The sequence below is a fragment of the Nonomuraea sp. AD125B genome (assembly GCF_041402765.1).
GTDB lineage: Bacteria > Actinomycetota > Actinomycetes > Streptosporangiales > Streptosporangiaceae > Nonomuraea > Nonomuraea bangladeshensis.
Map to the genome: position 1 here is coordinate 622,459 of NZ_JBGLOU010000001.1, position 24,918 is coordinate 647,376.

Below are 24,918 nucleotides of genomic sequence, written 5' to 3' on the forward strand. Positions count from 1 at the left end.
TCAGCTCCTGGTCTCGGGGGACGGGGTGGGGTTCGCGGACAGGGGGAGCCGCAGGCCGGGCAGCCGCCGGCGCAGCGAGTGGAGCAGGCCGAGCAGCCCGCCCGGCAGGAAGAGCACGACCGCGACCACGGCCGCGCCGTACAGGAGGCGGGCGGCCTCGGCGGGGGAGACGCCGTCGCCGGAGCCCGGCGCGGCCACCAGCGGCAGCGCGTCGCCGTAGCGGGTCAGCAACTGCGGCAGCAGGGAGACGAAGACCGCCCCGATCACCGCGCCGCCCACCGAGCCGAGGCCGCCGATCACGATCATCGCGAGGTAGTCGAGGGAGAGCAGCATGCCGAAGTAGTCCGGCACCGTGCGCTGGAAGACCAGGGCGAGCAGCACGCCGGCGAGGCCGCCGTACATCGAGGACAGCACGAACACCCCGGCCCGGTAGCGGGCGACCGGCACGCCCATCACCCCGGCGGCGATCTCGTGGTCGCGGATGGTGTTCATGGCCCGCCCGGGACGGCCGCGCAGCACGCCGCGCGCGAACAGCGCCGCCGCCAGCAGCACCGCCCCGCCGAGGAACCACAGCCGCTCCAGCGCGCCGAACGGCACGTCCATGACGACCAGCTCCGGCGTGTCGGCGAGGACGAAGCCGAACAGCTCCAGGGGCGGCACCGCGCGGCCGTTGAAGCCGCCCGTCACCGGCCCCGCGTTGAACAGCAGGTGCTGGCCCAGGAAGATCAGCGCCAGCGTGGCGATGCCCAGGTAGGCGCCCTTGAGCCGCCCGGCGATCGGGCTGAACAGCCCGCCCGCCGCCCCCGACAGGACCACGGCGAGCACGGCGGCGAGCGGCGTGGGCAGCCCCAGGCCGCCCAGCGCCTCCGTGGGCTCGGCGGCGAAGTACACGTAGGCGTAGGCGCCCACCGCCAGGAAGAACGCGTGGCCCATGGAGAGCTGGCCGGTGGCGCCGGTCAGCAGGTTGATCCCGATCGCGCCGACCGCGGCCGACATCGCGAACAGCCCCGCCTGCAGCCAGAACCCCTCCAGGTAGAAGGGCACCGCCACGAAGGCGGCCAGCACGCAGGCCCTGATCAGATGCCTAGACACGGGCGAGCTCCTTCGTGCCGAACAGGCCCGAGGGCCGCAGCAGCAGGATGGCGATCATGACGAGGAACGGCGCCACGTCGCCGATCCCGCGGCCCAGGAAGGTCAGGTCGTTCTGGTAGCCGGTCATCAGCGCCTCGGTGACCCCGACGACCAGGCCGCCGACCAGCGCGCCCGTCGTGGAGTCCAGGCCGCCGAGAATGGCCGCGGGGAACGCCTTCAGCGCCGCGAACGAGGCGCCGCGGTCCAGGCCGGGCGTGGGGAAGACGCACAGGAACAGCGCGGCCACCGCCGCCAGCGCCCCGGCCACCGCCCACGCGCTGAGCGACACCCGGCCGAGCCGCACGCCCATCAGCGCGGCCGTCTCCGGGTCCTCGGCCGTGGCCCGCATCGCCACGCCCCAGCCGGTGAACTTGAACGCCAGCAGGAACACCGCGATCAGCAGCGCCGCCGTGACCAGCGCGACCAGCCGGGTCTCGGCCACCGGGACCGGCCCCAGGTGCACCACCCGCGACCCCCACGGGTCGCCCATGGCCAGCACCTCGGTGCCGATCCTGCGGGTCAGCTCGGTGGTCAGCACGATGTCCACGCCGATCGTCACGATCGCGAGCACGCTGTGGGTGGCCGCCTTGGACCGGCGGATGACGAGGAACTCCACCAGCGCGCCGAGCACGGCGGCCACGGCGATCCCGGCCAGCAGCGCGGGCCAGAAGCCGATCGCGCCGTGCAGCCGCGCCACCACGTAGCCGCCGGCCAGCAGCAGCGAGGCGTGCGCGAAGTTCACCACCTCGGTCGCCTTGAAGATGACGACGAAGCCGAGCGCGATGAGCGCGTACACGGCCCCGATGGAGATCCCGTTGACGAGCAGCTCCAGGAACGTGATCACGAGCCCTCCCCGGTGCCCAGGTACGCGCCGACGACCTTCGGATCGTTCTGGACCTCGGCGGGCGGGCCGTCGGCGATGCGGCGGCCGAAGTCCAGCACGGTCACCCGGTCGGCGAGGCGCATGACCATGCCCATGTCGTGCTCCACCAGCAGGATCGAGATCCCGAGGCTCTCCCTGACCGAGACGATCAGCTCGGCCATCTCGACCCGCTCGCCGCTGTTCATCCCGGCCACCGGCTCGTCGAGCAGCAGCAGGCGCGGCTCCATCGCCAGGGCGCGGGCCAGCTCCACCCGTTTGCGGATCCCGTACGGCAGCAGCCCGACCGGCGTGCCGAGCAGGTCGCCGAGCCCGACGAACGCGGCGATCTCCGCGACCCTCGCCTCGTGGGCGCGCTCCTCGCGGCGGGCGCGGGGCAGTCGCAGCCCGGCCGCGACGAAGCCGGCGCGGGTGAGCCGGTGCCGGCCGAGCAGCAGGTTGTCGCGCACCGGCAGGCGGGGGGAGAGCGCGATGTTCTGGAAGGTGCGGGCCACGCCGAGCGCCGCCACCTCATGCGGGCGCAGCGCGGTCAGCTCGGTCCCGCCCAGCCGGACGCTGCCCGAGGTGGCCCGGTAGACGCCGGACAGCACGTTGAAGCAGGTGGACTTGCCGGCGCCGTTCGGGCCGATGAGGGCGTGCACCGTGCCGGGCTCGACGGTGAAGCTGACGCCGTCGAGCGCCGTCAGCCCGGCGAAGCGGACGGTCACGTCACGCACCTCCAGTGGCGGCATACCGCCCGGTCGGTATGTCGCGCTCGCGCCGGACTCCGGGGTCGCGCCTGATGTCGCGGTCACGCCGACCACCTCGACAGCCCGGCGCGGGGGCGCGCCTCGGCCGGGGCCTCGTCGCTGACGCCCAGGTAGCGCCGCCTGACCTCGTCGCTGGCGGCCAGCGCCGCCGCCGGGCCCTCCATCGCCACCGCGCCGACCTCCAGCACGTACGCGTAGGAGGCCAGCGACAGCGCCGTGGCCACGTTCTGCTCCACGAGCAGCACCGACGTGCCCGCCGCGTTGATCGCCCTGATCGTGGCGGCGATCCTGGCGGCCATCTGCGGGGCCAGCCCCAGCGTCGGCTCGTCGAGCAGCAGCACCGACGGCCCCGCCATGAGCGCCCGGCCGATGGCCAGCATCTGCTGCTCGCCGCCCGACAGCAGCCCCGCCGGCTGCCGGGAGCGCTCGGCGAGCACCGGGAACAGCTCCCGCACCCGCTCCCTCGCCTCGGCGGCGGCCCGGCGCGGCGTGCCGAGGCCGCCCGCGCGCAGGTTCTCCTCCACGGTCATGCGGGCGAACACCCGCCGGCCCTCCGGCACGTGCGTGACGCCGCACCGCACCACCGCCGCCGCGCCGAGGCCGGACAGGCGGGCGCCGTCCAGCTCGACCGCGCCGCGCGCGATCCGGCCGCGCTGGAACCGGAGCGTTCCCGAGACCGCGCGCAGCAGCGTCGTCTTGCCCGCGCCGTTCGCGCCGAGCACGGCCACGACCGCGCCGGACGGGACCCGCATCGACACGCCGTCCAGGGCGCGTACCGGCCCGTAGTCCACGACGAGATCGCCGACGGTCAGTTCGGCCATACGACTTCCTCCCAAGACCCCATGCCGGCTCACCCAAACCGCTGACGTGCGCCGTCGTCCAGATGCCGGCGGGAAGTCAGGCGGCCTGCCCACCGCGGCCGGGCCCCGGTTGTGCAGCCGCACAACGATGGATCACAAAACGCTACAGAGCCTTGTTCTGGAGCGGCGGGCGATGGCAGCCTCGGGGAATGCGTCCCCCTACGGTCGTGGACGAGGACGTCCGCCAGACGCTCCGCACCGCCGCCGTGGTCCTGCTGGAGCACCTGCCCGAGCTGACCGGCGAGCTGGTCGCCCGCACCCGCGACGGCGACGAGGTGTACTGCGCTTGCGTCCCCTACGACGAGCACTGGAAGAGCACGCTCGAAGGCGTCCGGCTGGGGCTCACCGCCATCCTGCAGCCGCCCTCCGAGCGCCGCGACCTGGTCTTCACCGCGAACATGGCCCGCCGCCGCGCCGAGCAGGGCCTGCCCCTCGACTCGCTGCTGCGGATGTACCGCCTGGCCGGCCAGGTCGTCTGGTCGGCGCTGGTCGACCACATGGAACGCGAGCGGCCCGAACGGCTGAGCGTGCTGGTGCGCGCCGCCGGGCACGTCTGGCACGCCATCGACCGGCAGTCCATGGTGGCCTGCGACACCTACAACCGGCGCGAGCAGGAGATACTCGGCCGCAGCAGGGAACGCGTCAACGCCCTGCTCGACGCCCTGCTCGACGGCACCGCCGACGCCGGGGTGGTCCGCGCCGCCGAGGCCGCGCTCGACCTGCCCGAGCACGGCAGCTACGCGGTCGTCACCGTACGCCGCGGCGGCCGGCAGGACGACGCCCTGCTGCCCGAGTCGCTGGACGGCATGCGCCTGCTGTGGCGGATGCGCACCGGGCACGAGGTGGCCGTGGCCGCGCTCGGCGGGGCCGGCCTGGACGACCTGTGCAGGGAGCTCAGCTACGTCATCAGCGGCGTGGCCGGCGTCAGCCCCGTCGTGACCGGCCTGGCCGAGCTGGCGGCCGCGCACGAGCTGGCCCTGCTCGCCATGCGCACCTGCGTGGACGGCGGGCCCGAGATCGCCCGCCTGGACGGCCGGGTGCCGGCCGCGCTCATGCTCACCCGGCCCGACCTCGCCTTCCACCTGCTGGACAGCGCGCTCGGGCCGCTGCTCGCGCTCGACTCCGCCGACCGCGACACGCTGCTGACCACGCTGGAGACCTGGCTCGCCTGCGACGGCTCGGCCGCCAGGGCCGCGGCCCGGCTGTTCTGCCACCGCAACACGATCGTCAACCGGGTGCGCAGGATCGAGCAGCTCACCGGCCGCTCGCTGGCCCGCCCCCGTGACCTGGTGGACCTGGCGCTGGCCCTCGACGCGGCCCGCCTGCTGCCGAACAGGAACGCGTGAGGCCGCGGGGGAACACCCCGCGGCCTCACGTCGCTCACGCTCAGCTCACCCTCAGTCGGTGCCGAACTCCATCGCGGCCTGGTCCAGCAGCTCCTCCTCCACCACGGCCTCGCCGCGCGAGGCGATGGCCTCCGCGCCGCCCTCGTCCATGGCGCCGATGAGGCCGGTCGAGGCGGCCTGGGCCGCGCCCACCAGGGTCGGCTGACCGCCGCCGACCATGCCGAGCCGGGCGTACTGCTCCAGCTTGGACCGGGAGTCGGCGATGTCGAGGTTGCGCATGGTGAGCTGGCCGATGCGGTCGACCGGCCCGAACGCGGAGTCCTCGGTGCGCTCCATGGACAGCTTGTCCGGGTGGTAGCTGAACGCCGGGCCGGAGGTGTCGAGGATCGAGTAGTCCTCGCCGCGGCGCAGCCGCAGCGTCACCTCGCCGGTGATGGCCATGCCGACCCAGCGCTGCAGCGACTCGCGCAGCATCAGCGCCTGCGGGTCGAGCCAGCGGCCCTCGTACAGCAGGCGGCCGAGCTTGCGGCCCTCGACGTGGTAGCTCGCCAGGGTGTCCTCGTTGTGGATGGCGTTGACCAGCCGCTCGTAGGCGGCGTGCAGCAGCGCCATGCCGGGGGCCTCGTAGACGCCGCGGCTCTTGGCCTCGATGATGCGGTTCTCGATCTGGTCGGACATGCCGAGCCCGTGCCGGCCGCCGATGGCGTTGGCCTCCAGCACCAGGTCCACGGCGGAGGCGAACTCCTTGCCGTTGATCGTGACGGGACGGCCCTGCTCGAAGCCGATCGTGACGTCCTCGGGGACGATCTCCACCTCGGGGTCCCAGAACCGCACGCCCATGATCGGCTCGACGATCTCGATGCCGGTGTCGAGGTGCTCCAGCGACTTGGCCTCGTGGGTCGCGCCCCAGATGTTGGCGTCGGTCGAGTAGGCCTTCTCGGTGCTGTCGCGGTAGGGCAGGCCGTGGGCCAGCAGCCACTCCGACATCTCCTTGCGCCCGCCGAGCTCGTGCACGAAGTCGGCGTCGAGCCACGGCTTGTAGATGCGCAGGGAGGGGTTGGCCAGCAGGCCGTAGCGGTAGAAGCGCTCGATGTCGTTGCCCTTGAACGTCGAGCCGTCACCCCAGATCTGCACGCCGTCCTCCAGCATGGCGCGCACGAGGAGGGTGCCGGTGACCGCCCGGCCGAGCGGGGTGGTGTTGAAGTAGGTGCGCCCGCCGGAGCGGATGTGGAACGCGCCGCAGGCCAGCGCCGCGAGCCCTTCCTCCACGAGCGCCGCCCGGCCGTCGACCAGGCGGGCGATCTCGGCGCCGTAGGCGGTGGCGCGGCCGGGGACGGAGGCGATGTCGGGCTCGTCGTATTGGCCGATCTCGGCGGTGTAGGTGCACGGCACTGCACCCTTCTCGCGCATCCACGCGACCGCTACCGAAGTGTCGAGACCACCGGAGAAGGCGATCCCGACTCGTTCACCGACAGGCAGGGAGGTGAGTACCTTGGACACGAGCAGAAGTATATACACACCTCTGCATGTCCATGCAATGCGGCGCGCGGACGCGGCGGGGAGCGCTTCGGTGGAAACCGCTTTCCAGCGAACGGCGTAGGATCCCGTTCCATGCCTCTCCCACCCCCTGACCACCGCCTGTCACCCCGTACCGGCTGGACCCGCGCGCACTGGGAGGCCATGGCCGACCGCCTGCTCGACGCCGTGGTCCCGTACGCTGCCGACGGCTTCGCCCAGTACCGCCTGCCCGGCATCCCGAGCCGGTCCGGGCCCGTCAGCGACGGCCTGGAGGGCTTCGCCAGGACGTTCCTGCTGGCCGCCTTCCGCATCGCCAGCGCCGGCGGCGAGGTCCCGCCCGCGCTGGTGGAACGCTACGCCGAGGGCCTGGCCGCGGGCACCGACCCCGCGCACCCCTGCGCCTGGCCGCCGCTGACCGACATGTCCCAGCCGCTGGTCGAGGCCGCCTCCATCGCGCTGGCGCTGCACGAGACCCGGCCCTGGCTGTACGACCGGCTCGACCCCGCCGTCCAGGAGCGGGTGCTCGCCTGGCTGGCCGGGATGCTGGGACGGCGTACGCCGGACAACAACTGGGTGATGTTCCGGGTGGTCGTCGAGCAGTTCCTGGCGGAGGCGGGCGGCCCGTACGAGCCCGCCGAGATCGAAGCCGGCCTGGAGCGCATCGAGGACTGGTACGCCGGCGACGGCTGGTACTCCGACGGCAAGGGCAAGAACTTCGACTACTACACCGGCTGGGCGCTGCACCTCTACCCGTCGCTGTGGGCCAGGATGTCCGGCGACACCGCCCGCCAGGAGCGCTACGCCGCCCGCCTGCGCCTGTTCCTGGAGGACTACCAGCACTTCTTCGCCGCCGACGGCGGGCCCGTCCACCAGGGCCGCTCCCTCATCTACCGGTTCGCGACCGCCGTCCCGCTGTGGCTGGGCGAGCTCACCGGCGCCTCGCCGCTGCCGCCCGGCCGCACCCGGCGCATCGCGAGCGGCGTCCTGCGTCACTTCGCCGAGCGCGGCGCGCCCGACGAGCGCGGGCTGCTCACCTGCGGCTGGTACGCCCCCTTCCCGCCCGGCACCCAGGACTACTCGGGTCCCGCCTCGCCGTACTGGGCGAGCAAGGCGTTCCTCGGCCTGCTCCTGCCGCCGGACCACCCGGCCTGGGCCGCGCCGGAGGAGCCCGCGCTTGTCGACCTCGCCGACCAGGTCGTGCCCGTGCCCCCGGCCGGCTGGCTGCTGCACGCCACCCGCGCCGACGGCGTCGTACGCCTGCTCAACCACGGCAGCGACCGCGACCGCGTCCAGCGCCAGGACGGCGAGCCCGATCCGCTCTACCTGCGGCTCGCCTACACCAGCCACACCGGCCCCGACTTCGCGCCGGACGCGGCCGACAACCAGCTCGCCGTCGTGTCCCCGGAGGGCGTCCCCTCGCGTCGCCGCCGCATCGAGCCGCTGGCGGTGGGGGAGCGGGTGGCCGCCTCCGCGTACCGGGACGGGGACGTCCGTGTGGTGACCACCTCGGTCGCGGACGGGCCGGCCGAGATCCGCGTCCACCAGGTCACCGCGCCCGCCGGCCACCTGGTCCGCGACGGCGGCCACGCCCTCGCCGACGGGCTGCCCCCCGCCACGCACGTCGAGGGCGTCCACGCCGTGGCCCGGCGCCCGGACGGGCTGACCAGCGCGGCGCGCGGCCTGCACGGCTTCACCTCGGCCGGCGTCGTCACCGGCGACGGCGTCAACGCCTTCGGCCCGTGCTCGGCCACCCCGTACGTCACCTGCCCGGCCCACCCGGGCGGCACGGCCGTGTACGTCAGCCTGATCCTCCTCACCGCCGCCCCCGGCGAGCCGCCCCTGCCGGAGGTACGGGTGACGGCGGACGAGGCCGTGATCACCCTGTCCACGGGCGAGCCGGTACGCGTCCCCCTGAACGAGGGGACGTGAAGATCATTCGGGCTGGAAGACCACGGCGCCGTCCGTCGCGGTCACGATGCCGGACACCACGTAGGTGGAGGTCCCGCTGTAGCCGTACGGCGGTTTCCGCTGGACGCCGGCCTGGAACTCTCCCCTGACGAGGACCTGGCCTTGGGAGATGGTGATCTCGCACGTCGGGTAGCGGAGGATCTTGATCTGTGTCAGGTCCGGGGACGAGAGGAACGCCCACGGTCGTGGGCAATTGGTGTCCTCGGTCCCGGGGCTCTCTGAACACTGGTCGAGGAACTTGCGGACCTGTCGATCGACCTCCCCCTGGGCCGTGGGCTTGACGGTGGGGCGCAGCAGTGCGACCGGTATGTGCCGATCGACGCCTGGGTACGCGGTGACCGGATCGGCCCGCAGGAGCGATTGCTCAGGGAGCGTGACCTGGTAGGCGCCGGGATAGCCGAAGGCGTTCACGAGTCCGCGGCTCACGATCGCCGGCGTCCCGGCCACCAGGACCGTCTCGGCCGTCTCCGCCCGGGCGTACACCTCCTGGATCGCGCCCTCGACGATGCGCCACGCACGGAACGGGCCCTCCGTCGCTCGTTCGTCGCGCTTGAGGGTGAAGGTTCTCCGCTGCGGTTGCCCGGCGAGCAGGTAGCTCACGTTGACGGTGGCCTGATCGTCCTCCCCGACCGCAGCCGGCTCCACGCGGACGCCCGTCGGAGGACTGTAGCCGGACGACTTGAGCACGGCGTCGCCGCGCAGGTCCTCACCGGCGAGCTCTCGCCCCGGAGCCGGCGTCACGAGACCGCCGGCCGCGCCGGCGTCCCGGTCGGCCAGCGCCTGGAAGAACGCGCGGACCGTGCTCTCGGGCGTGAAGAACACGCCTTGCACGATCTTCAGCGTGACCACGAGCACGACCAACGCCATGAAGACGGCGGCGCCGATGGCCAACTGGCGTCGCCTGGACCTGTAGTCGATCAGCGCGCTGGCCGGATCGCCCTGGGGGTACGTGACCGTCATGATCCGTCCTCCGGCAGGGAGTAAGCGCGGCCGGGCTCCTCCAGTCGTTCCAGGCGCAGCTCAGGGGGAGGATGCGAGGCGCAGATCGCCGCGGCCCAGCCGTTGCGCCCGCCCTCGAACGACCGGCGGAGGTCGCTCAGTATGTGGCGCATGCCCGCGCGGTAGCCCGCCAGCACGGCGCCCTGGTCGGCGCGGTACTCCGCCTCCCGGGAGTCGGTCGCCTGCATGGGCACGACGAGGTAGCGGACGGTGACGAAGACCGGCCAGAAGACCGTCCAGAGAAGGAAACGCAGCAGCGAGTTGCGCGTCTGGTTGAGCAAGGAACCCGCGGCGGCCTGGACCACGTACAACGGCAGTGCCACGCCCCGGACGAAGCTGGCGGAGATCGGGTCTCCGTTGCGCCAGTGCACCAGCTCGTGCGCGAGTATCGCGGAGATCGTCTCACGATCGTAGGCGAAGTGTTCAAGGAATCCGCGAGTGATCACGATATGCCTGGTATAGGCGTGAGCGACGGGCTCGTTGCTGTCGTCGACGAGCACGGGCGGATGGTTGGGGAGTCCCAGCCGGGCAGCAGCCTCCTCGACGAGTGGCAGGATCAGCGCCGCCTCCCGCCGGCTCATGCGCCGGGCGCCCGTGATGTGGAGGAGTTTCCGCTCGAAGACCACGCGGTACAGCGTGTAGAGCAAGCCCACGACGACGCCCAGGGCGATGGTGACGAGGAGGACGGCGAAGCCGTCGATCAGGCCGTTGTCGAACGGGCTCAGAAAGACCCAGGCGAGGCCGAGAAGGAAGCCGATCGCCATTCCGAGCGCCGCGCCGGTCATGGCGGCGCCGACGCCCCCCGTTTTCGCGGACAGGGTGGCGAAGGCGTCACTTAAGAGTGGAATATGGAGGGATGCGAAAATGGTGCCATCCGTGGAGGCGGCCGAGAAAACGGTGGCGAGCATGGCGCCGTACAGGCCGAGGGTGACCGCCGCGGTGAGGGCTACGGGAATGTAGAGCCAGGCGGCGATGAGCGCCGTCAGCGCTCCGCGCAGGTTGCGCAGGATGCCGAATTCCAGCCAGATCAGCAGGTTCGGGAAGCCGGTGGGGCGACCGGTCAGTAGTCGTTCGAGTAGCGGTAATCGCTGCCCAATGGGAGCAGAAGGCGACATTTCGGGTAGTGGCATGATTTTTGTGGCTAATTCTGATGAGGGGGTGTTATGGATAACGGGAAGTATGCCGTACCCTGGCGGCTTCAGTGAGAGGAGCTCGGATTTGAGGATAGAAGTCCAAGTCCGAAGCATCGGCAACTCCGGCGAACCGCAAGCGGAGCTCGCCCGATATCTCAACTCCCAGGAGAAGCTCCGTGGCAGGGCACATCTGACCGGCGGCGGGAGCCGAACGGCGCCCGGCGTGAGCCAGCCCATCTCCATGATCGTGCTGGACCTCCTGGGCCCGGCGGGCGTGGCGTTCGCCGCCGCCGCGATCGCCTGGCTCAGGCACCGGACCGCCGACACGAAGATCACGGTAAGGCGGGCGGACGGCCTGGAGTTCGAGATCTCGGCGCAGCGGGTGCGCAGGCTCGGCCCGAAGGAGCTGAGCGCGCTGGCCGAGCAGCTGGGAAAGCTGGCCACAGAGCCCGTCACGCAGGGGTCCGGCGGACCCGCAAGGCAGGCCGCCGAGCCGGCGAGCCCGGCCGGAGCTCCGGAGACGCCGGCGGTCACCTCCGCTCAGAGCGACGGCGTCCCGGCGGCGTTGGCGGAGCTCCAGCAGGTGGACGACGCCTGATCCGTGACGGCACGGCGTCACCGGCAGGTGCGCAGCATGTTGAGCAGTGCCACCCGCTCCCTCCGCGTGACGAACAGCCGGTAGTGGTGCTTCACGGTGATCCACGAGGTGGCGTACTTGCACCAGTAGGCGCGCCGCTGCGGCCGCCAGCTCTGCGGGCCCTGGCCGCCCTTGGCGAGGTTCGCCGAGTGGCTGACCGTGATGAGCTCCGGGCGGGTCAGGTCGTTGGCGAACGCCCGCCGCTTCGCCTGGCTCCACCGGCTGGCCCCGGAACGCCAGGCGTAGGCGAGCGGCACCACGTGGTCCACGTCCACCAGGCGCTCGCTCTTCAGCCACTTGCCGTCGTACGGGCTGTACCAGGCGCCCTTGACCGGGTGGCAGGCGGCGTTCCTGCGCACCCGCCGCCCGTCGCGGGCCAGCACCGTCTCGCGCGCGTCGCAGGTGCCCTTGTGGTGCGCCCAGCGCGGCATGAACCGCTGGTGGCTGTATCCGCGGATGGGCAGCGGGCGGGCGACCTTGAGCTGATCCAGCAGGCGACGTGCCCGCGCCGCCGACCCAGCCTCGGCCGCGGCCGGTGGCGCGGCGGCGACGAGGACGATCGGGACGGTCAGGGACGCGAGCACGGCGGCCTGGGCCGCCCGCCTGAAGAAGATCATGGTTCAACCCTTACCAGCATTCACGTGCGCTCGGTGCCGATACATCGGGAAGGCGGGCCCGATCCGGCCGGACGGATGCGTCAGAAGGGGCGATTGGTGCAAGATGGATCCCGCACCGACGGAGATCACGGCGAACACACGGGGTGAGCTGGCGATGGGCGGGCTAGAAGTCCACTTCCAGGCGTTGGAGGACTGTGCGTCCGTCGCGCTGCGGGTGGGGAAGGAAGCGACCGAGCTGGCCGGGGGCTATCCCGCCGGCGCCACCGACTCCCTGATCTTCGGCAAGCTGGCCGACTCCTCCGGCCTGGCCTCCGCCGTCGACGCGATCGAGAAGGAGGCGGGCGGCGAGCTGGGCCAGGCCGGCTCCAAGCTCAAAGGCGTCGAAGCGGCGCTGGACAAGGTGCGGCAGAACGTCCGCAACGCCAACCTGGCCAGCGGGGCGGACTCCTGATGGGCGTCGCCGAGCAGGTCGCCGCGCTGCCGGACGGCGCCGAGCTGGCCGAGCTGCTGCGCAAGGTCAGCGGCAGCCCCGAGACCATCCGCGGCATCGCCAAGCGGTGGCGCGGCGCGGCCGGCAAGGTCGACGGCTACGCCGGCCGGGTCAGCGCCGCGGTCCGCACGGTCGACAACGCGTGGAACGGCGGGTCCGCGGACGCCTTCGTCACCTACATGAGCGGCTACGAGCGCGCGGGCACGGCCTTCCACCACGCCCTGACCAACAGCGCGGGCGCACTCGACAACGCCGCCCAGGCGCTGGAGACGGCCAAGTCGAAGGTCGAGGGGATCTGCAACACGCTGCTGGACGACGTGCGCGCCTGGCGGACGGCCCACCCCAAGGCCGACAAGAAGGAGGACGACGCCGCGGTCAAGCCCCTGGTCGCCAAGGCGCTCACCGACGCCCGGCCGCACGGCAAGGACGCCGAGACGGCCGTGACCCAGGCCATGAAGGACGTCAAGAAGCTCCTGGGCGACTGGGCGACCGCCGAGACCAAGGCGCCGAGCGACCGGGCGGCGACGTTCGCCGCGATCAAGGCGTCCGGCGACCAGACGTTCGTGCCGGGACCGGGCCACACGGTGAAGTGGGAGCCCGCTCCGCTGCCGAAGACGACCCTGCAGGGCAACGACGGAGGCGGGGCCGGCCCGATGGGCGGAACCGGGGGCGGGCCTGGCGGCGGACCCGGGGCCGGCTACGCCGGGGACGGCCCGCCGCCGACGCCCCTGCCGTTCGAGAAGGGCACCGCCACCGGCGCCCGCATCGTGGAGGCCGCCAGACTGCACATGGGCAAGCCGTACGTGTGGGGCGCCAACGGCCCGTCGGCCTTCGACTGCAGCGGCCTCGTCTACTACGTGCTCAACCAGGCGGGCATCAAGATCGGCGACACCACCGCCGCCGGCTACCAGGCGAGCGGCACGCCGGTCAGCACGCCGCAGCCCGGCGACCTGGTCTTCTTCGGCAACCCCGCCGGGCACGTCGGCGTCTACATCGGCGACGGCAAGATGATCCACGCGCCGCACGCCGGGTCCACCGTCAGCATCGGGACCGTCGCCAACGACGGCCGCGCCGTCAGCTACCGCCGCTTCACCTGATCCTGGTCGCCCTGCCGCCGCTCCTGCTCGGTGGCGGGGGCAGGGGAGAGGTAGATCACGGAGGCGATCGGCACCCGGTCGCGGATGCGCCGCTCGGTCTCGCCGAGCGCCTCGGCGACCGCGTCCGACTCCCGGTGTCCCGCGACGGTGACGCGGGCGGCCACGAGCAGGTCCTCCGGCCCCAGGTGCAGGGTGCGGAGCTGGGTGTAACCGGCGATGACGTCGTCGTCCCTGAGCACGTCCTCGATGGAGCGCTGGATCTCGGGGGAGGCGGCCTCGCCGATGATCATGCTCTTGGTCTCCCTGGCGAGCGTCACCGCCACGATGATCAGCAGGACGCCGATCGCGACCGAGCCGACCCCGTCCCAGACCGTGTTGCCGGTGATCAGGGCGAGGGTGACGCCGATCAGGGCGAAGGCCAGGCCGGTCAGGGCCGCGGCGTCCTCCAGCAGCACCACCGGCAGCTCCGGGGCCTTGGCGTCGCGGATGTAGCGGGTCCAGGACCGGTTCTTGCGCAACCGGTTGGCGTTGCGGACGGCGGTGCGCAGCGACAGGCCCTCCATGACGATCGCGCCCAGCAGCACCCCGACCGCCCACGGCCAGCTCTCCAACGGGTGCGGGTCGCTGATCTTCTCGTAGCCCTCGTACAGGGCGAACAGGCCGCCGCCGAAGAACAGCACCACCGACACGAGGAAGGCGTAGAAGTACCGCTCGCGGCCGTACCCGAACGGGTGGGCCGGCGTGGGCCCGCGTTTCGAGCGTGACCGGCCGAGCAGCAGCAGCCCCTGGTTGCCGGAGTCGGCGACGGAGTGGATGCCCTCGGCGAGCATCGACGACGAGCCCGTGAAGAGGAACGCCACGAACTTCATCACCGCGATCCCGATGTTGGCCGCCAGGGCCGCCAGGGTCGCCTGCTGGGAACCGCCTCGGCTCACGCCGCCTCCTCTCGATCGGAAGCCTCGCCAGTACCCAGAAGCGGGCGGGAACAACGCGGCGGCGGGCGGACGTTGCCGGAATAAGATGATCATCTTATATTCGGAGGGTCGGACTCACCGGCTGGAGGGCCAAAGCGATGGCTGACGAGATCCCCGCATACCCGTTCGACCGCCCTGCCGCGCTGGAGCCGCCGCCGCAGCTCGCCGAGCTGCGCGAAGGCTGCCCGGTGGCGCACGTACGCCTGCCGAGCGGCGACGTGGCCACCCTCGTCACCCGCTACGACGACGCCCGCTCCGTGATGGCCGACCCGCGCTTCAGCCGTGACCTGGCCAGGGAGGGCGCGGCCCGGCTGGCCACCACCGAGGACGGCGGCGTGTTCAGCCGGCAGCGGGCCGGCGGCTCCGCCATCCGCGACGGGCAGGGCCACCTGCGGTGGCGGCGGCTGCTCAGCGGCTGGTTCACGCAGCGCAAGATGGAGGTGTGGCGGCCCCGCGTCCAGGCCATGGCCGAGGACCTGCTGGACGCCATGCTCGCCAAGGGCTCCCCGGGCAACCTGACGACCGGGCTCGCGCTGCCCCTGCCGGTGCGCGTCATCTGCGCCCTGGTCGGCGCGCCGGCCGAGGATCAGGACAAGTTCGCGCACTGGTCGCGGGTGATGCTCACGCTGACCGCCTACACGCAGCAGGAGGTCGACCAGGCCTACAGCGAGTTCAACGCCTACGTGTCGGACCTCGTCGACCGCAACCGCGCCGATCCCGGCGACGACCTGCTGAGCGAGCTCACCCAGATCAGCGACGCCGAGGACGGCCGGCTCGGCAAGGACGAGCTGATCTCCACCGTGCGCGGGCTGCTGCTGGCCGGGCACGAGACCACCTCCAACATGATCGCGATCATGACGGCCGTGCTGCTGTCCGAGCGCTCCCGCTACGAGGCCGTCGTCGACGACCCCGACCTGATCCCGGGCACCGTCGAGGAGGTGCTGCGCCTGGACAGCACGCTGTCGATCATCGGCGGCGTGCCCCGGTACATCACCGAGGACGTCGAGCTGAGCGGCACCCTCGTGCCCGCGGGCAGCACGGTGATCCCCAGCACCACGGCCGCCAACCGCGACCCGGCGAAGTTCCCCGACCCCGACCGATTCGACCCCAGGCGGCCCAACGTCGCCCAGCACCTCACCTTCGGCGCCGGCCCGCACTACTGCCTGGGCCAGCCGCTGGCCCGCGTGGAGCTGCAGGTCGTGCTCGGCCTGCTGACCCGGCGCCTGCCCGGCCTCGGGCTCCGCGACCACCCGTCCGACCTGCGGCTGCGCACCGGTGGCATCGCCGGCGGGCTCCAGGAGGTGTGGGTGACCTGGTGAGCCGGCCGCGTCCGTGGTGATAATCGGGGAAAGACTGCGCCGAATTCATCATTAAGGACGGTCATGAACGTCAGCACGGCGGTCCCCGCGCCGTCCTCCCGGCCGTCCCCGCGCTCGCTGCGCGCCCGGGACAAGCTCATGCGGACCGCCGAACGCCTGTACGCCGAGCACGGCTTCGCCGGCGTCTCCATGCGGATGATCCGCGAGGCGGCCGGGCAGCGCAACAACTCCGCCGTGCAGTACCACTTCAGCTCCCGGGACGAGCTGATCGTCGCCATCCTGGAGCAGCACGCGGCCGCGGTCGAACGGCACCGGTCCCGGCTGGTGGCCGTGCTGGAGGAGCGGGGTGAGGCGTCGCCGCGCGAGTGGATCGCCTGCGTCGTCGAGCCCGGCATCGAGCATCACGTCGAGCTCGGCACCCCCTCCTGGTACGGGCGCTTCCTCGCGCAGGCCGTCGTGGATCCGGGGCTGCGCGAGCACGCGCGGCGGGCGTACACCTGCACGCCCTCCTTCCAGCGCCTCGACCGCCTCCACCCCGTCGCCGGGGCCGGGCGGGACGCCGAGCTCACCGAGCGGCACGCGGCCATGATCCGGCTGCTCCTCGTCCACATGTGCGCCGACCTGGAGACCGAGCTGGCCGCAGGGGAGGCCACGCCGGACGAGGCGGAACGGGCCTGGCGGCGGCTCGGCGACAATCTCGTCACCGCCGTTCTCGGCCTCAGCTCCGCCCTGCTCCCCGGCTGAATTCCGCCGTTCATCCACGCCTGAACGCCCGGGTTTCGGCGTGGCGGCGGGGGGAAGGGGCGGCTGACAATGCTGCGGGACATATGCCGTGAACCGCTGCGGGAGCGTGCCTGACGCCGGATCTGGGCGCCCTCGCCGCGACCACCGCGGGAATCGGACGCGACCAGGTGTGGACCACGAAGAAACAAGATTGTCGACGACCAGTGAAGACGATTGTGGGCGATTCCCCGAGATGCGGCGCCAGGAGGGGCGTACCGCGGGCCGTCCGCGTCCGCGTAGGCTTGCCGCCTAGCCGCCGCGGGGGTTCCGCGACGGCCCGGACGAGACGTCCGGCCTGGATCACGGACCTTGAGGGGAAAGCGGTGACGGCACTCGCGATCGAGGTGGAGCGCCGGCCTGGCTACTGGTTGCTGACCCTGAGCGGTGAGCTCGACAGGCAGACCCAGCCCGACCTGTCGCGCGCGTTCGACGAGCTGCTCGGCGGCGCGCCGCACGAGTGCCCGCACATCGTCTGCGACCTGGGCGGCCTGGCCTTCTGCGACTCCAGCGGGCTGCGCGCGCTGGTCATCGCGCAGGAGCGGGCGCGCGAGCGGAGCGGCGGCCTGCGGCTCATCGAGGTGAACCCGAGCATGGCGGCGCTGCTGGAGATCACCCAGCTGGAGGAGCAGCTGCCCGCCTACGACGACCTCGACCACGCCACGAACGGGCTGATACGTCCGGAATGACCGTCGTGCCGGCATCAGGAGCCCCGACTGCCTCTCCGGCGGGCGGGCGGTCTCACAGTGGACGGATCCGCCCGTGAGCCGCGGCACGTTGACGAGACGGGACATGACACGTTGAGCGACCTGCTCGAACTGAGCCTCCCCACCGGCACGGACCTGGGCGCGGTCCGGGCGGTGCTCCGCGATCACGCCCTGACGTCCGGCATGACGGCCAGACGGGTGGAGCTGCTGGTCCTGGCGGTCAACGAGGCCGTCACGAACGTGCTGGACCACGGCGGAGAGGGCGGCCGGCTCGTCGCCCGCGCCGGCGACAAGGGCATGGTCGTCGAGATCCTGGACGAGGGCGGCACCCTCCTCCCCGAGCACCTGAGGCGGCTCCCGGCCCGCAACCCCACGAGCGGCATGGGCCTGTTCATCATCCGCAGCGTCTGCGACCGGGTCGACCTCGACCACCCGGACGGCCACTCCCGGCTCCGCCTCTACATGGACTACGCGGGTCCGACCGCTCACTGAACGGCGCGTGGTGCGCCCCCCACTTTCACGAAAAACTTTTCCGTAATAGTATTTCGCCAGGACGTGCGCACACCACCCATCCGCGACCACCAGGAGGATCAATGGAGCAGGTGCGTTCCTCCCCGGCGGACCGGTCCTGGACGTTCCTGACCAACCACGCCCGGGTGCTCACCGAGATCGCCCGCGATCCCGGCGCGCGGGTGCGCGACATCGCGGCCGCGATCGGCATCACCGAGCGCGCCGCCCAGAACATCGTGACCGATCTGGAACGCGGCGGCTACATCACCCGCACCCGCGTGGGCAGACGCACCCGCTACAGCGTCGACCCCAGCCGTCCGTTCCGCCACCCCGCCGACGCCGACCATCAGATCGAAGGGCTGTTGTCCCTGTTCACCGACGACCACCCGCCCGGCCAGGAGCGACCGGACGGAGACCTCGACCGCCGCGCGCCTTCTCTTCCGTCGTGACAGGAGCCACCCGATGCCGATGACCACCGACGAATCCGGCCACGCGCTGCCCGGCGGCCGCGCGCCCGACTGGCTGACGGTCCTGGTCGAGGAGCGCGACGGGGACGCCGTGGTGCGCCTCGACGGCGAGCTCGACATCCTCACCCGCCCGCGGCTGAGCGCCGCCTGCGACGAGCTGCTGAGCCGCGGCGTACGCAGGATCGTCATCGACGCGGCCGGCCTGAGCTTCAGCGACTGCGCGGGGCTGAGCGCGCTGCTCGGCGTGCAGCGCGAGGCGTGGCGGCGCGGCGGCTCCCTCGTGCTGACCGGCGTGCACGGTATGCCGGCCCGGCTGCTCGCCATCACCGGCGCCGCGGCCACCCTGCTGCCCGGCGAGGCCACCGGTCCGGCCAAGGCCGTCGGCGAGTGACCGGCCCCGCCCGCCCGCCCGCCCGGGCGGGGCGGTGGGCGGCGGGTGAGCGGCGGAGGTCAGCAGGCGGGCGGTGACAGGCGGGCCGGGGTGCGGGTGTCCTTCGGGTCGGCCGGGATCACCCCGTCCCGTGAGCCCTCCTGCGACCCGAGGAGGGCCCGGGTGAGTGACTGGTCGTCGCCCGCCATCGCCCGCAGCGCCGTGTCGAAGTGCTCGTCGGTGAGCGCGGGCGCGCCGGCGCGCAGCGCGATCAGGATCACCCGCCGCATCAGCTCCTTCACGAACGACGCCGTCACGCCCTCGGTCGCGGCGACCACCTTCCCGGTGTCGGCGTCGATCCGCTGGTCGCGCGCGTAGAGCCGGACCAGCCGCTCCCGCGCCGCCGCGTCCGGACGCGGCACCTCCACCGCGAGGTCCACCCGTCCCGGCCGCTGGACCAGGGCCCGCTCCAGCGCCTCGACCCGGTTCGTGGTCAGCACGAACGTCACGTCCGCGTCGCCGCCGATGCCGTCCATCGCGTCCAGCAGGGAGAACAGCAGCGGGCTGGTCTCGTGGTGGCCGCGGTCCTCGGCGATGAGGTCGACGTCCTCGATGACCACGAGGGACGGCTGCAGCGTGCGGGCCAGCGCCACCGCGTAGTCGATGCGCCGCATGGCGGGCCCGGTGATGAGCACCGCCGTGTGCTCGCGCAGCCGCCCGATCAGGTAGCGGGTGGTGTGGGTCTTGCCCGTTCCCGGCGGCCCGTACAGCAGCAGGCCGCGGCGCAGGTGCTGGCCGGCGGCGGTCAGCCGGTCGGCGAGCTCGGCGATGCCGACGATGTGCTCCTCGATGGCCTCCAGCCGTCCCTCCGGCAGCACCACCTCCTCGGCGGCCAGTTCGGGGCGGGGCAGGAAGGTGAGCAGCTCGTTGTCCCGGTGCTCGCTGAATCCGAAGCTGAGCACCTGGCCGCGGAGCGGGTCGTGCTCCCGCTTGAGCCGGTCGATCTCCTCGCGCACCGCCGTCGCGGTGCCCCGCTCGGCCGTGAGCACGGTGAGCAGGGTGTGCGGCTCGTGGTCCTCGCGCTCGCTCAGCGCGAGGACCACCGGCGTGCCGTCGGGCGCGACGGTGGCCACCAGGCCGAGCTGCACGACCTCGATCGTGGTCTCGGGCCCGATCGCGGCCGTGCCGTAGTCGGGGCGGCCGAGCAGCCGGCTCCCGTCACGCATCGCGGCCAGCAGCATGTTGATGATGCTCTCCCAGCGGCGCTCGCCGCCGACGATGCCGAACCAGCGGGCACCCGGCGAGTGGCGGTCGAGGTAGAGATCGGTGGCGATCTGCAGCGCGGCGTGCTCGTAGAAGCGGTACCTCTCCTCGACCACCACCACGTCGCTGAGAGGGCAGCCCAGGTGCTCGGTCACCTGAGTGATCAGGGGGGAGGCCGCGTTGTCGGCGCCGATGCTCTCGGCCACGGCGCTGTAGACCTGCCGCAGGCTCTCGGCCAGGGCCCGCGCGCTCGCGGGATCGATGTCCGTCACGATCGCCATCATGCCGCACGGGATTCCGGCCCGCGCGGCGTTATTTAACGTGCTTTGTCGCATCTTGGCCGCTCGGTCGTTCGTGGACCTCCCCTGAGGGCATCCGCGTGTACGGGGAGTAGTGAACCGCTTCTCTCCGTGACACGCAGAAAGGGAAGTCGGATGGCTCAGGACGCGCGCAAGCCGAAGAGCGGCGACAAGGACAAGAACAAGGGCAAGGCCAAGGGCGCGATGCCGGGCCGCAACGGCGCCGAGAAGAAGCCCGGCGCCGCCAAGCCCGAGGACTGGAAGAACAACGTGCCGGGCGACCAGGGCTGACGCCTGACGTGCTGGTGCCCTGCGGCCTCCGGCCGCAGGGCACCTTGCGTTGTCCGGGACGACGCCGGCGGGGTCAGTCGCCGGACTCGCTCATCAGCCGGGTCCAGAAATGCTGCAGCTCTTCGGCGATGTAGCGGCGGTAATGGATGCGCTGCCGGCCGTCGTCGTCCCGGTAGACCGAGACCTCGGTATAGGGCGTCCCATCGTCGATGAAACCCGTATGGAGCTGCGCCCAGTCTTCCGCGCGCGGTGTCCACTCCGGAAAAGCCAGCGTCGCGGCGCGGTCCCGGATGGCGGTGTGCCAGCGTTCTTCCCCCAATATGGCCATACTCCACGGTGCCAGAGCAACGGTCAGGACCGGGCAAAACACCCCGTTGCGGAGAGTCAGAGCGTGGCGGTCTCCTCCGCCCCGTGTGCCGACCGGACCCGGGACCAGGCGACGGCGAGCAGGACGACGGCCGCCGCGGCGAAGGCCACGTTCCCCGCCAGGTCCACCGCCGGGGTGGCGGGCAGGGCCGGGGGCTGCGGGAAGGAGTGCCAGGCGTAGGTGAGCATCCAGCCCGCGCCCAGCGCGAACCGCTGGGCCGCCCCCCAGCCCGTCCGGCGCGCCCAGCGGGCGACGAGCGCGTACGCCGCCCCGTACAGGGCGAGGTTCGCGGCCACGGCCGGCCACGCGCGGAGGACGTCGATCGTCAGCGCGGCCAGCCAGAAGGCGAGGCCCGCCACGAGCGTGAGCCCCAGCACCGCCCCCGCCCCCGGCGCCCGCTTCACCGCCCGTCCCGGCGCCTGCCCCCGTGCCCGCTCCGCCGCCCGCTCCTGCTCCTGCGCCTGGGCCCGCTCCGGCCCCTGCTCCTGCGCCCGCTCCCGCTCCCGCTCCCGCTCCTGCCCCTGCGCCTGTTCTGCGAGTGTGGCGGCGGGCCGGTGGCGGCGTAGGGCGAGGGCGGTCAGCAGGGCCGCCGTCACGGCCGCCGCCGCGAGCTGTCCCGCCGGCGCGCGGTAGGCGTCCGGGTTCAGCGCGGTCGCCGCCGCGCCCAGCGCGTACAGCACCCCGGCCACGACCAGGCCGGGCCGGCCCAGCCACGGCTCCTCCGCCCTGGACGGCACCAGGGCCTCCATGACCGCGATCGGCGCGAGAACGCTCCCCGCCGCGTGCACGCCGCCCAGCACGAACGTCGTCCACCAGGCGCTCACGCCCACGCCCGGCAGCCACGCGTACGACGCCAGGTCCATCCCGGCGAAGTGCGGATCGAACAGGGACCGCGTGAGCAGCCCCTCCTCCACCACCCCGTACGCGACCGCGAGCAGCACCATGCCCGGCCAGCCCGCACCCCGCCGACGGGCCAGCTCGCGGATGAGCAGGGCGCCGCCCCCGTACAGCGGGGCCAGGACGATCAGCGCGGGCAGCGCGGTGACGGGCAGGTTCCCCAGCAGGAACTCGCCCGCCAGCGGGGACAGCACGAAAAGCCCGAGAGCGGGCACAAGCCGTTTTCCCATGAATCCAGCGTCGCCAGGCCCCGGCGGGGCCGGTAGTGACGTTCGTCAGCAGGGCGCGCGGGTCACAGCCAGCCCTTGGCCTCGGCGGCGCGGGCGGCCTCGGCGCGGTTGCGGACGCCGAGTTTGCCGATGGCCGACGACAGGTAGTTGCGCACGGTGCCGTCCGACAGGTGGAGGCGGCGGGCGATGTCGGCGACGGTGCCGCCCTCCGCCGCGGCCCGCAGGACGTCCCGTTCCCGGCCGGTCAGCGGGTTCGCGCCCGTGGAGACGCTGGCGGCGGCCAGCTTGCGGTCGAACACCCGGCCGCCCGCGTGCACCCGCCGCACCGCGTCGGCCAGCTCACCGGCCCGCGCGTCCTTGACCACGTACCCGGCGACGCCGGCGTCCATCGCCCGCCGCAGGTAGCCCGGCCGGCCGAACGTGGTCAGGATGATCACCCGCACGCCCGTCAGCTCCCCGGCGACGGTGAGGCCGTCGCGGCCGGGCATCTCGATGTCGAGCAGCACCACGTCGGGGCGGAGCGCGGTGACGGCCGGGGCCACCTCGTCGCCGCGGCTCACCTGGCCGACCACCTCCAGGTCCGGCTCCAGGCCGAGCAGGGCCGCCAGCGCCGCGCGTACGAGGTGCTGGTCGTCGGCCAGCAGCACCCGGATCATGCGGCCGCGCCCGCCAGCGGCAGGCGGGCGCTCAGCCGGAAGCCGCCGCCCTCGGCGGGGCCGCCGTCCAGGACGCCGCCCGCCACCTCGACCCGCTCGGCCAGCCCCCGCAGCCCGTTGCCCGCCGCGCCTGCGACGTCCGTACGGCATCCGCCGCCGTCGTCGCTCACCTCCGCGTACGCCTCCCCGCCCCGCACCCCCAGCCGGATGCGGCAGTGGCGGGCACCGCTGTGCCGTACCACGTTGGTCGTCCCCTCCCGCACCACCCAGGCCAGCACCGGCTCCACGTCGGCGGGCAGCGGCCCGGCGGCCACCTCCAGCCGCACCCCGGCGGTGGCGAGCGCCCGCCGCGCGCCGTCCAGCTCATCCGCCAGCGACAGCTCCCGGTAGCCGGTGATCGCCTCCCGCACGTCCGCCAGCGCCTGCCGGGACAGCTCCTCCACCTCCTCGGCCTCCGCCCGCGCCCGCTCCGGGTCGGCGGTGACCAGCCGCGCCGCGAGCTGGCTCTTCACCGTCATCACCGCGAGGCTGTGACCGAGGAGGTCGTGCATGTCGCGGGCGAAGCGCAGCCGCTCGTTGTCCACGGCCAGCCGCTCCACCTCGGCGTTGGCCTGGCTGAGCGCCCGGTTCGCCGACTCCAGCCGCAGGAAGGCGCGCATCGCGACGGCGAAGATCACGCCCTGCAGCGGGAACCACCAGCGTTCGGCCAGCGACAGGCCGAGCAGCAGCGGGAAGGCCAGCGTGACGGCCAGGATCGTCGCCCCGGCCGCCACCGGCAGCGCCCGCTCCGGCAGCGACACGGCCACCGCCGCGATGAGGAAGAACCACATCGACAACAGCCACAGCTCGCCCAGCAGCGGCGTCATCGCGGCGGCGACCGCGTACAGCAGGGCCAGGGCGAGCAGGCCCGCCGTGCGGCGCGACCGCTCCACGCACCACATGACCCCCAGGTAGAGCCCGACGAAGGCGGCCAGTCCGGCCGTCGCCAGCGCCACCCGCCCGGGGGAGGGGGAGGAGGCCAGGAACGTGGGCAGCGGCCACACCAGGACGACGAGGTAGAGACAGTTCCACAGCCTGCCCTTCACGCCAAGCAGCCTATACAGCCCATCGCCGGCCGTCCCCTGACGAATGTCATGGGCACGGTCCGGCGAGGGGCGGATCAGCTGGTCAGCTCGCGCTGCAGGAGACCGTCGGCCAGGTGTAGTTGCCGTTGTGCTGGATCGTCACCCCCCAGTTGTTGCCGCTGCCGTTGGGCCGGGCGGTGAGGGTCTGGGCGTTCGGGTAACTGGCGCTGATGTTCCAGGTGGCGATGACCTTGGCGGGGGAGGGGACGTTCATCGTCACGGTCCAGTTGCTCGATCCGCTGACGGCGACGTTGAGGTTGTAGCGGTCGCTCCACTGCTGCCCGGCGGAGAGCGTCGCGGAGCAGCCGCCGCCACCGCCGCCCCCTCCGCCGCCGCCCCCGCCGCCCCCGGAGGAGCTGCCGAGCGTGATGTTGGAGCTGCCGCTGCTCTGGTAGCCCTCCGTCGCGAGGATCTGGTAGTCGTGGCTGCCGAGGTTCATGCCCTTGCCGGCCCAGGCGTCGAAGTGGTTGCCGGCGGTGATGGTCCCGCCGGTCCGCTTCGACTGCCGGACGCTCCAGTACTGGTCGAAGGTCCTGGTGCCCTCGATGGACGGGGCGTTGTAGCGGGTGGTCCGGTAGATGTCGTACGTGCCGCCGTCGCTGGTCACGGTGCCCATGTACGTCCCGGTGGGCCGGAAGGTGCCCCAGTTGTCGACGATGTAGTACTCGATGAGCGGGTTCCGGGTCCACCCGTAGAGGGTCAGGTAGGCGTTGCCCGACGGGTTGAAGCTGCCCGAGTAGGTGACCGTCCTGCGGCCGCCGGTGCTCCAGCCCTTGCCGGCGACGAAGTTGCCGGTGTTCCTCCAGGACGTGCTGTAGTTGCCGCCGGAGCCGAGGTTCATGGAGACGGTGCCGGGGCTGTCGGTCCAGAACGAGTAGAAGTAGCCGTTGTCGGTGCCCGTCTGGTTCGAGGTGACGGTCGTGTCGGCGCCGGCGGTGCCGGGCATGACCAGCGCGGACAGGATCAGCGCGAGGGCCGAGGCGCCGCCGAGGAGCAGCCGGAGCCGGCCGCCGCGGCGGGGTCGGTGACGGGTCGGGGCATCGTTCATCGGATCTCCTCTACCTCGAAATTATCGGCAGACTGGCGAAAGTATCGGATCCGTCAAGAAGGATGTCAACGCCTCAGGCGGTCGTGGCGACCTCGCCGGCACGTCCACGGCTCTAGTAGTCAGGGAGAACGCGTCCGGCAGTCCTTGAAACTTTCGGAGAGTTTCCGAACAAAAAGAAGGCCGCGCCCCTG

Annotated in this window: 27 protein-coding genes; 12 read left to right on the plus strand and 15 right to left on the minus strand. The window is 72.6% G+C overall.

Features of this window, described 5'->3' with window-relative positions:
* From ACBR40_RS02825 to ACBR40_RS02840, 4 genes are read right to left on the minus strand one after another with little or no spacing between them, the layout of a single operon-like run.
* Complete coding sequence (locus ACBR40_RS02825; RefSeq protein ID WP_364451955.1) at positions 1–1,092, minus strand: branched-chain amino acid ABC transporter permease; 1,092 nt, start codon at positions 1,090–1,092, stop codon at positions 1–3.
* Positions 1,085–1,975 carry a branched-chain amino acid ABC transporter permease gene (locus ACBR40_RS02830; RefSeq protein WP_371247251.1) on the minus strand — a complete coding sequence of 297 codons (891 nt, stop codon included), beginning with the start codon at positions 1,973–1,975 and terminating at the stop codon, positions 1,085–1,087. The genes ACBR40_RS02825 and ACBR40_RS02830 overlap by 8 nt, the downstream gene beginning before the upstream one ends.
* Complete coding sequence (locus ACBR40_RS02835) at positions 1,972–2,742, minus strand: ABC transporter ATP-binding protein (RefSeq protein ID WP_371247576.1); 771 nt, start codon at positions 2,740–2,742, stop codon at positions 1,972–1,974. The genes ACBR40_RS02830 and ACBR40_RS02835 overlap by 4 nt, the downstream gene beginning before the upstream one ends.
* 59 nt (positions 2,743–2,801) lie before the next feature.
* Positions 2,802–3,581 (minus strand): ABC transporter ATP-binding protein, encoded by a 780-nt coding sequence (locus ACBR40_RS02840; protein WP_371247252.1) that lies wholly within the window; start codon positions 3,579–3,581, stop codon positions 2,802–2,804.
* Between the two features lie 188 nt (positions 3,582–3,769).
* Between ACBR40_RS02840 and ACBR40_RS02845 the strand changes: the two genes are divergently transcribed.
* Positions 3,770–4,966 carry a helix-turn-helix domain-containing protein gene (locus tag ACBR40_RS02845; protein WP_364451949.1) on the plus strand — a complete coding sequence of 399 codons (1,197 nt, stop codon included), beginning with the start codon at positions 3,770–3,772 and terminating at the stop codon, positions 4,964–4,966.
* 51 nt (positions 4,967–5,017) lie between these two features.
* Here ACBR40_RS02845 and argG read toward each other — a convergent pair whose 3' ends face one another.
* Complete coding sequence (gene argG, locus ACBR40_RS02850; RefSeq protein WP_344216596.1) at positions 5,018–6,466, minus strand: argininosuccinate synthase; 1,449 nt, start codon at positions 6,464–6,466, stop codon at positions 5,018–5,020.
* 111 nt (positions 6,467–6,577) lie between these two features.
* On the opposite strand from argG, the gene ACBR40_RS02855 reads away from it, so the two are divergent.
* Positions 6,578–8,413: a DUF2264 domain-containing protein gene (locus ACBR40_RS02855; RefSeq protein WP_371247253.1), complete on the plus strand. Its 1,836-nt coding sequence runs from the start codon at positions 6,578–6,580 to the stop codon at positions 8,411–8,413.
* Positions 8,414–8,416: 3 nt separating this feature from the next.
* On the opposite strand, the gene ACBR40_RS02860 is transcribed toward ACBR40_RS02855, so the two are convergent.
* Positions 8,417–9,412, minus strand: coding sequence for a hypothetical protein (locus ACBR40_RS02860; RefSeq protein WP_371247254.1), 996 nt, complete (start codon positions 9,410–9,412; stop codon positions 8,417–8,419).
* Positions 9,409–10,581 carry a M48 family metalloprotease gene (locus ACBR40_RS02865; RefSeq protein WP_371247256.1) on the minus strand — a complete coding sequence of 391 codons (1,173 nt, stop codon included), beginning with the start codon at positions 10,579–10,581 and terminating at the stop codon, positions 9,409–9,411. Before ACBR40_RS02865 ends, ACBR40_RS02860 begins: the two co-directional genes overlap by 4 nt.
* 49 nt (positions 10,582–10,630) lie before the next feature.
* Between ACBR40_RS02865 and ACBR40_RS02870 the strand changes: the two genes are divergently transcribed.
* Positions 10,631–11,182: a hypothetical protein gene (locus ACBR40_RS02870; RefSeq protein ID WP_371247577.1), complete on the plus strand. Its 552-nt coding sequence runs from the start codon at positions 10,631–10,633 to the stop codon at positions 11,180–11,182.
* A gap of 17 nt (positions 11,183–11,199) precedes the next feature.
* Here the strand turns inward: ACBR40_RS02870 and ACBR40_RS02875 are convergent, their stop codons facing one another.
* A complete protein-coding gene (locus ACBR40_RS02875; RefSeq protein WP_344216592.1) occupies positions 11,200–11,838 on the minus strand; it encodes an HNH endonuclease family protein in 639 nt (212 codons plus the stop codon).
* A 154-nt stretch (positions 11,839–11,992) separates the two neighbouring features.
* On the opposite strand from ACBR40_RS02875, the gene ACBR40_RS02880 reads away from it, so the two are divergent.
* Complete coding sequence (locus ACBR40_RS02880; RefSeq protein WP_344216590.1) at positions 11,993–12,289, plus strand: hypothetical protein; 297 nt, start codon at positions 11,993–11,995, stop codon at positions 12,287–12,289.
* Entirely contained in the window at positions 12,289–13,425 is a 1,137-nt protein-coding gene (locus ACBR40_RS02885; RefSeq protein WP_364451934.1) for an NlpC/P60 family protein, read from the plus strand. Before ACBR40_RS02880 ends, ACBR40_RS02885 begins: the two co-directional genes overlap by 1 nt.
* On the opposite strand, the gene ACBR40_RS02890 is transcribed toward ACBR40_RS02885, so the two are convergent.
* On the minus strand, positions 13,407–14,360 hold the full coding sequence (locus tag ACBR40_RS02890) for a cation diffusion facilitator family transporter (RefSeq protein WP_344216586.1): 954 nt from the start codon (positions 14,358–14,360) through the stop codon (positions 13,407–13,409). The two genes, ACBR40_RS02885 and ACBR40_RS02890, sit on opposite strands and share 19 nt — an antisense overlap.
* A gap of 137 nt (positions 14,361–14,497) precedes the next feature.
* On the opposite strand from ACBR40_RS02890, the gene ACBR40_RS02895 reads away from it, so the two are divergent.
* The 6 genes from ACBR40_RS02895 (at position 14,498) to ACBR40_RS02920 (ending at position 18,573) form a co-directional block, all read left to right on the plus strand.
* Positions 14,498–15,718, plus strand: coding sequence for a cytochrome P450 (locus ACBR40_RS02895; protein ID WP_364451928.1), 1,221 nt, complete (start codon positions 14,498–14,500; stop codon positions 15,716–15,718).
* Between the two features lie 63 nt (positions 15,719–15,781).
* Positions 15,782–16,462: a helix-turn-helix domain-containing protein gene (locus tag ACBR40_RS02900; RefSeq protein WP_344216582.1), complete on the plus strand. Its 681-nt coding sequence runs from the start codon at positions 15,782–15,784 to the stop codon at positions 16,460–16,462.
* Positions 16,463–16,824: 362 nt separating this feature from the next.
* Entirely contained in the window at positions 16,825–17,187 is a 363-nt protein-coding gene (locus tag ACBR40_RS02905; protein ID WP_344216579.1) for an STAS domain-containing protein, read from the plus strand.
* Between the two features lie 111 nt (positions 17,188–17,298).
* Positions 17,299–17,697, plus strand: coding sequence for an ATP-binding protein (locus tag ACBR40_RS02910; protein WP_344216577.1), 399 nt, complete (start codon positions 17,299–17,301; stop codon positions 17,695–17,697).
* A gap of 101 nt (positions 17,698–17,798) precedes the next feature.
* The gene (locus ACBR40_RS02915; RefSeq protein WP_344216575.1) at positions 17,799–18,164 is read left to right on the plus strand and encodes a helix-turn-helix domain-containing protein; all 366 of its coding nucleotides are present in this window, start codon (positions 17,799–17,801) and stop codon (positions 18,162–18,164) included.
* Positions 18,165–18,183: 19 nt separating this feature from the next.
* Complete coding sequence (locus tag ACBR40_RS02920; protein WP_371247257.1) at positions 18,184–18,573, plus strand: STAS domain-containing protein; 390 nt, start codon at positions 18,184–18,186, stop codon at positions 18,571–18,573.
* A gap of 59 nt (positions 18,574–18,632) precedes the next feature.
* On the opposite strand, the gene ACBR40_RS02925 is transcribed toward ACBR40_RS02920, so the two are convergent.
* A complete protein-coding gene (locus tag ACBR40_RS02925) occupies positions 18,633–20,087 on the minus strand; it encodes an AAA family ATPase (protein ID WP_371247258.1) in 1,455 nt (484 codons plus the stop codon).
* Between the two features lie 162 nt (positions 20,088–20,249).
* On the opposite strand from ACBR40_RS02925, the gene ACBR40_RS02930 reads away from it, so the two are divergent.
* Positions 20,250–20,405: a hypothetical protein gene (locus ACBR40_RS02930; protein ID WP_329576518.1), complete on the plus strand. Its 156-nt coding sequence runs from the start codon at positions 20,250–20,252 to the stop codon at positions 20,403–20,405.
* A 73-nt stretch (positions 20,406–20,478) separates the two neighbouring features.
* Here ACBR40_RS02930 and ACBR40_RS02935 read toward each other — a convergent pair whose 3' ends face one another.
* From ACBR40_RS02935 to ACBR40_RS02955, 5 genes are all read right to left on the minus strand, one after another.
* Entirely contained in the window at positions 20,479–20,733 is a 255-nt protein-coding gene (locus ACBR40_RS02935; protein ID WP_344216568.1) for a hypothetical protein, read from the minus strand.
* Between the two features lie 56 nt (positions 20,734–20,789).
* Positions 20,790–21,899: a hypothetical protein gene (locus ACBR40_RS02940; protein WP_371247259.1), complete on the minus strand. Its 1,110-nt coding sequence runs from the start codon at positions 21,897–21,899 to the stop codon at positions 20,790–20,792.
* 62 nt (positions 21,900–21,961) lie between these two features.
* Positions 21,962–22,555, minus strand: coding sequence for a response regulator transcription factor (locus tag ACBR40_RS02945; RefSeq protein ID WP_364451911.1), 594 nt, complete (start codon positions 22,553–22,555; stop codon positions 21,962–21,964).
* Entirely contained in the window at positions 22,552–23,640 is a 1,089-nt protein-coding gene (locus ACBR40_RS02950) for a sensor histidine kinase (protein ID WP_371247260.1), read from the minus strand. Before ACBR40_RS02950 ends, ACBR40_RS02945 begins: the two co-directional genes overlap by 4 nt.
* A gap of 82 nt (positions 23,641–23,722) precedes the next feature.
* Entirely contained in the window at positions 23,723–24,727 is a 1,005-nt protein-coding gene (locus tag ACBR40_RS02955; RefSeq protein ID WP_371247261.1) for a glycoside hydrolase family 11 protein, read from the minus strand.
* Positions 24,728–24,918 lie beyond the last annotated feature (191 nt).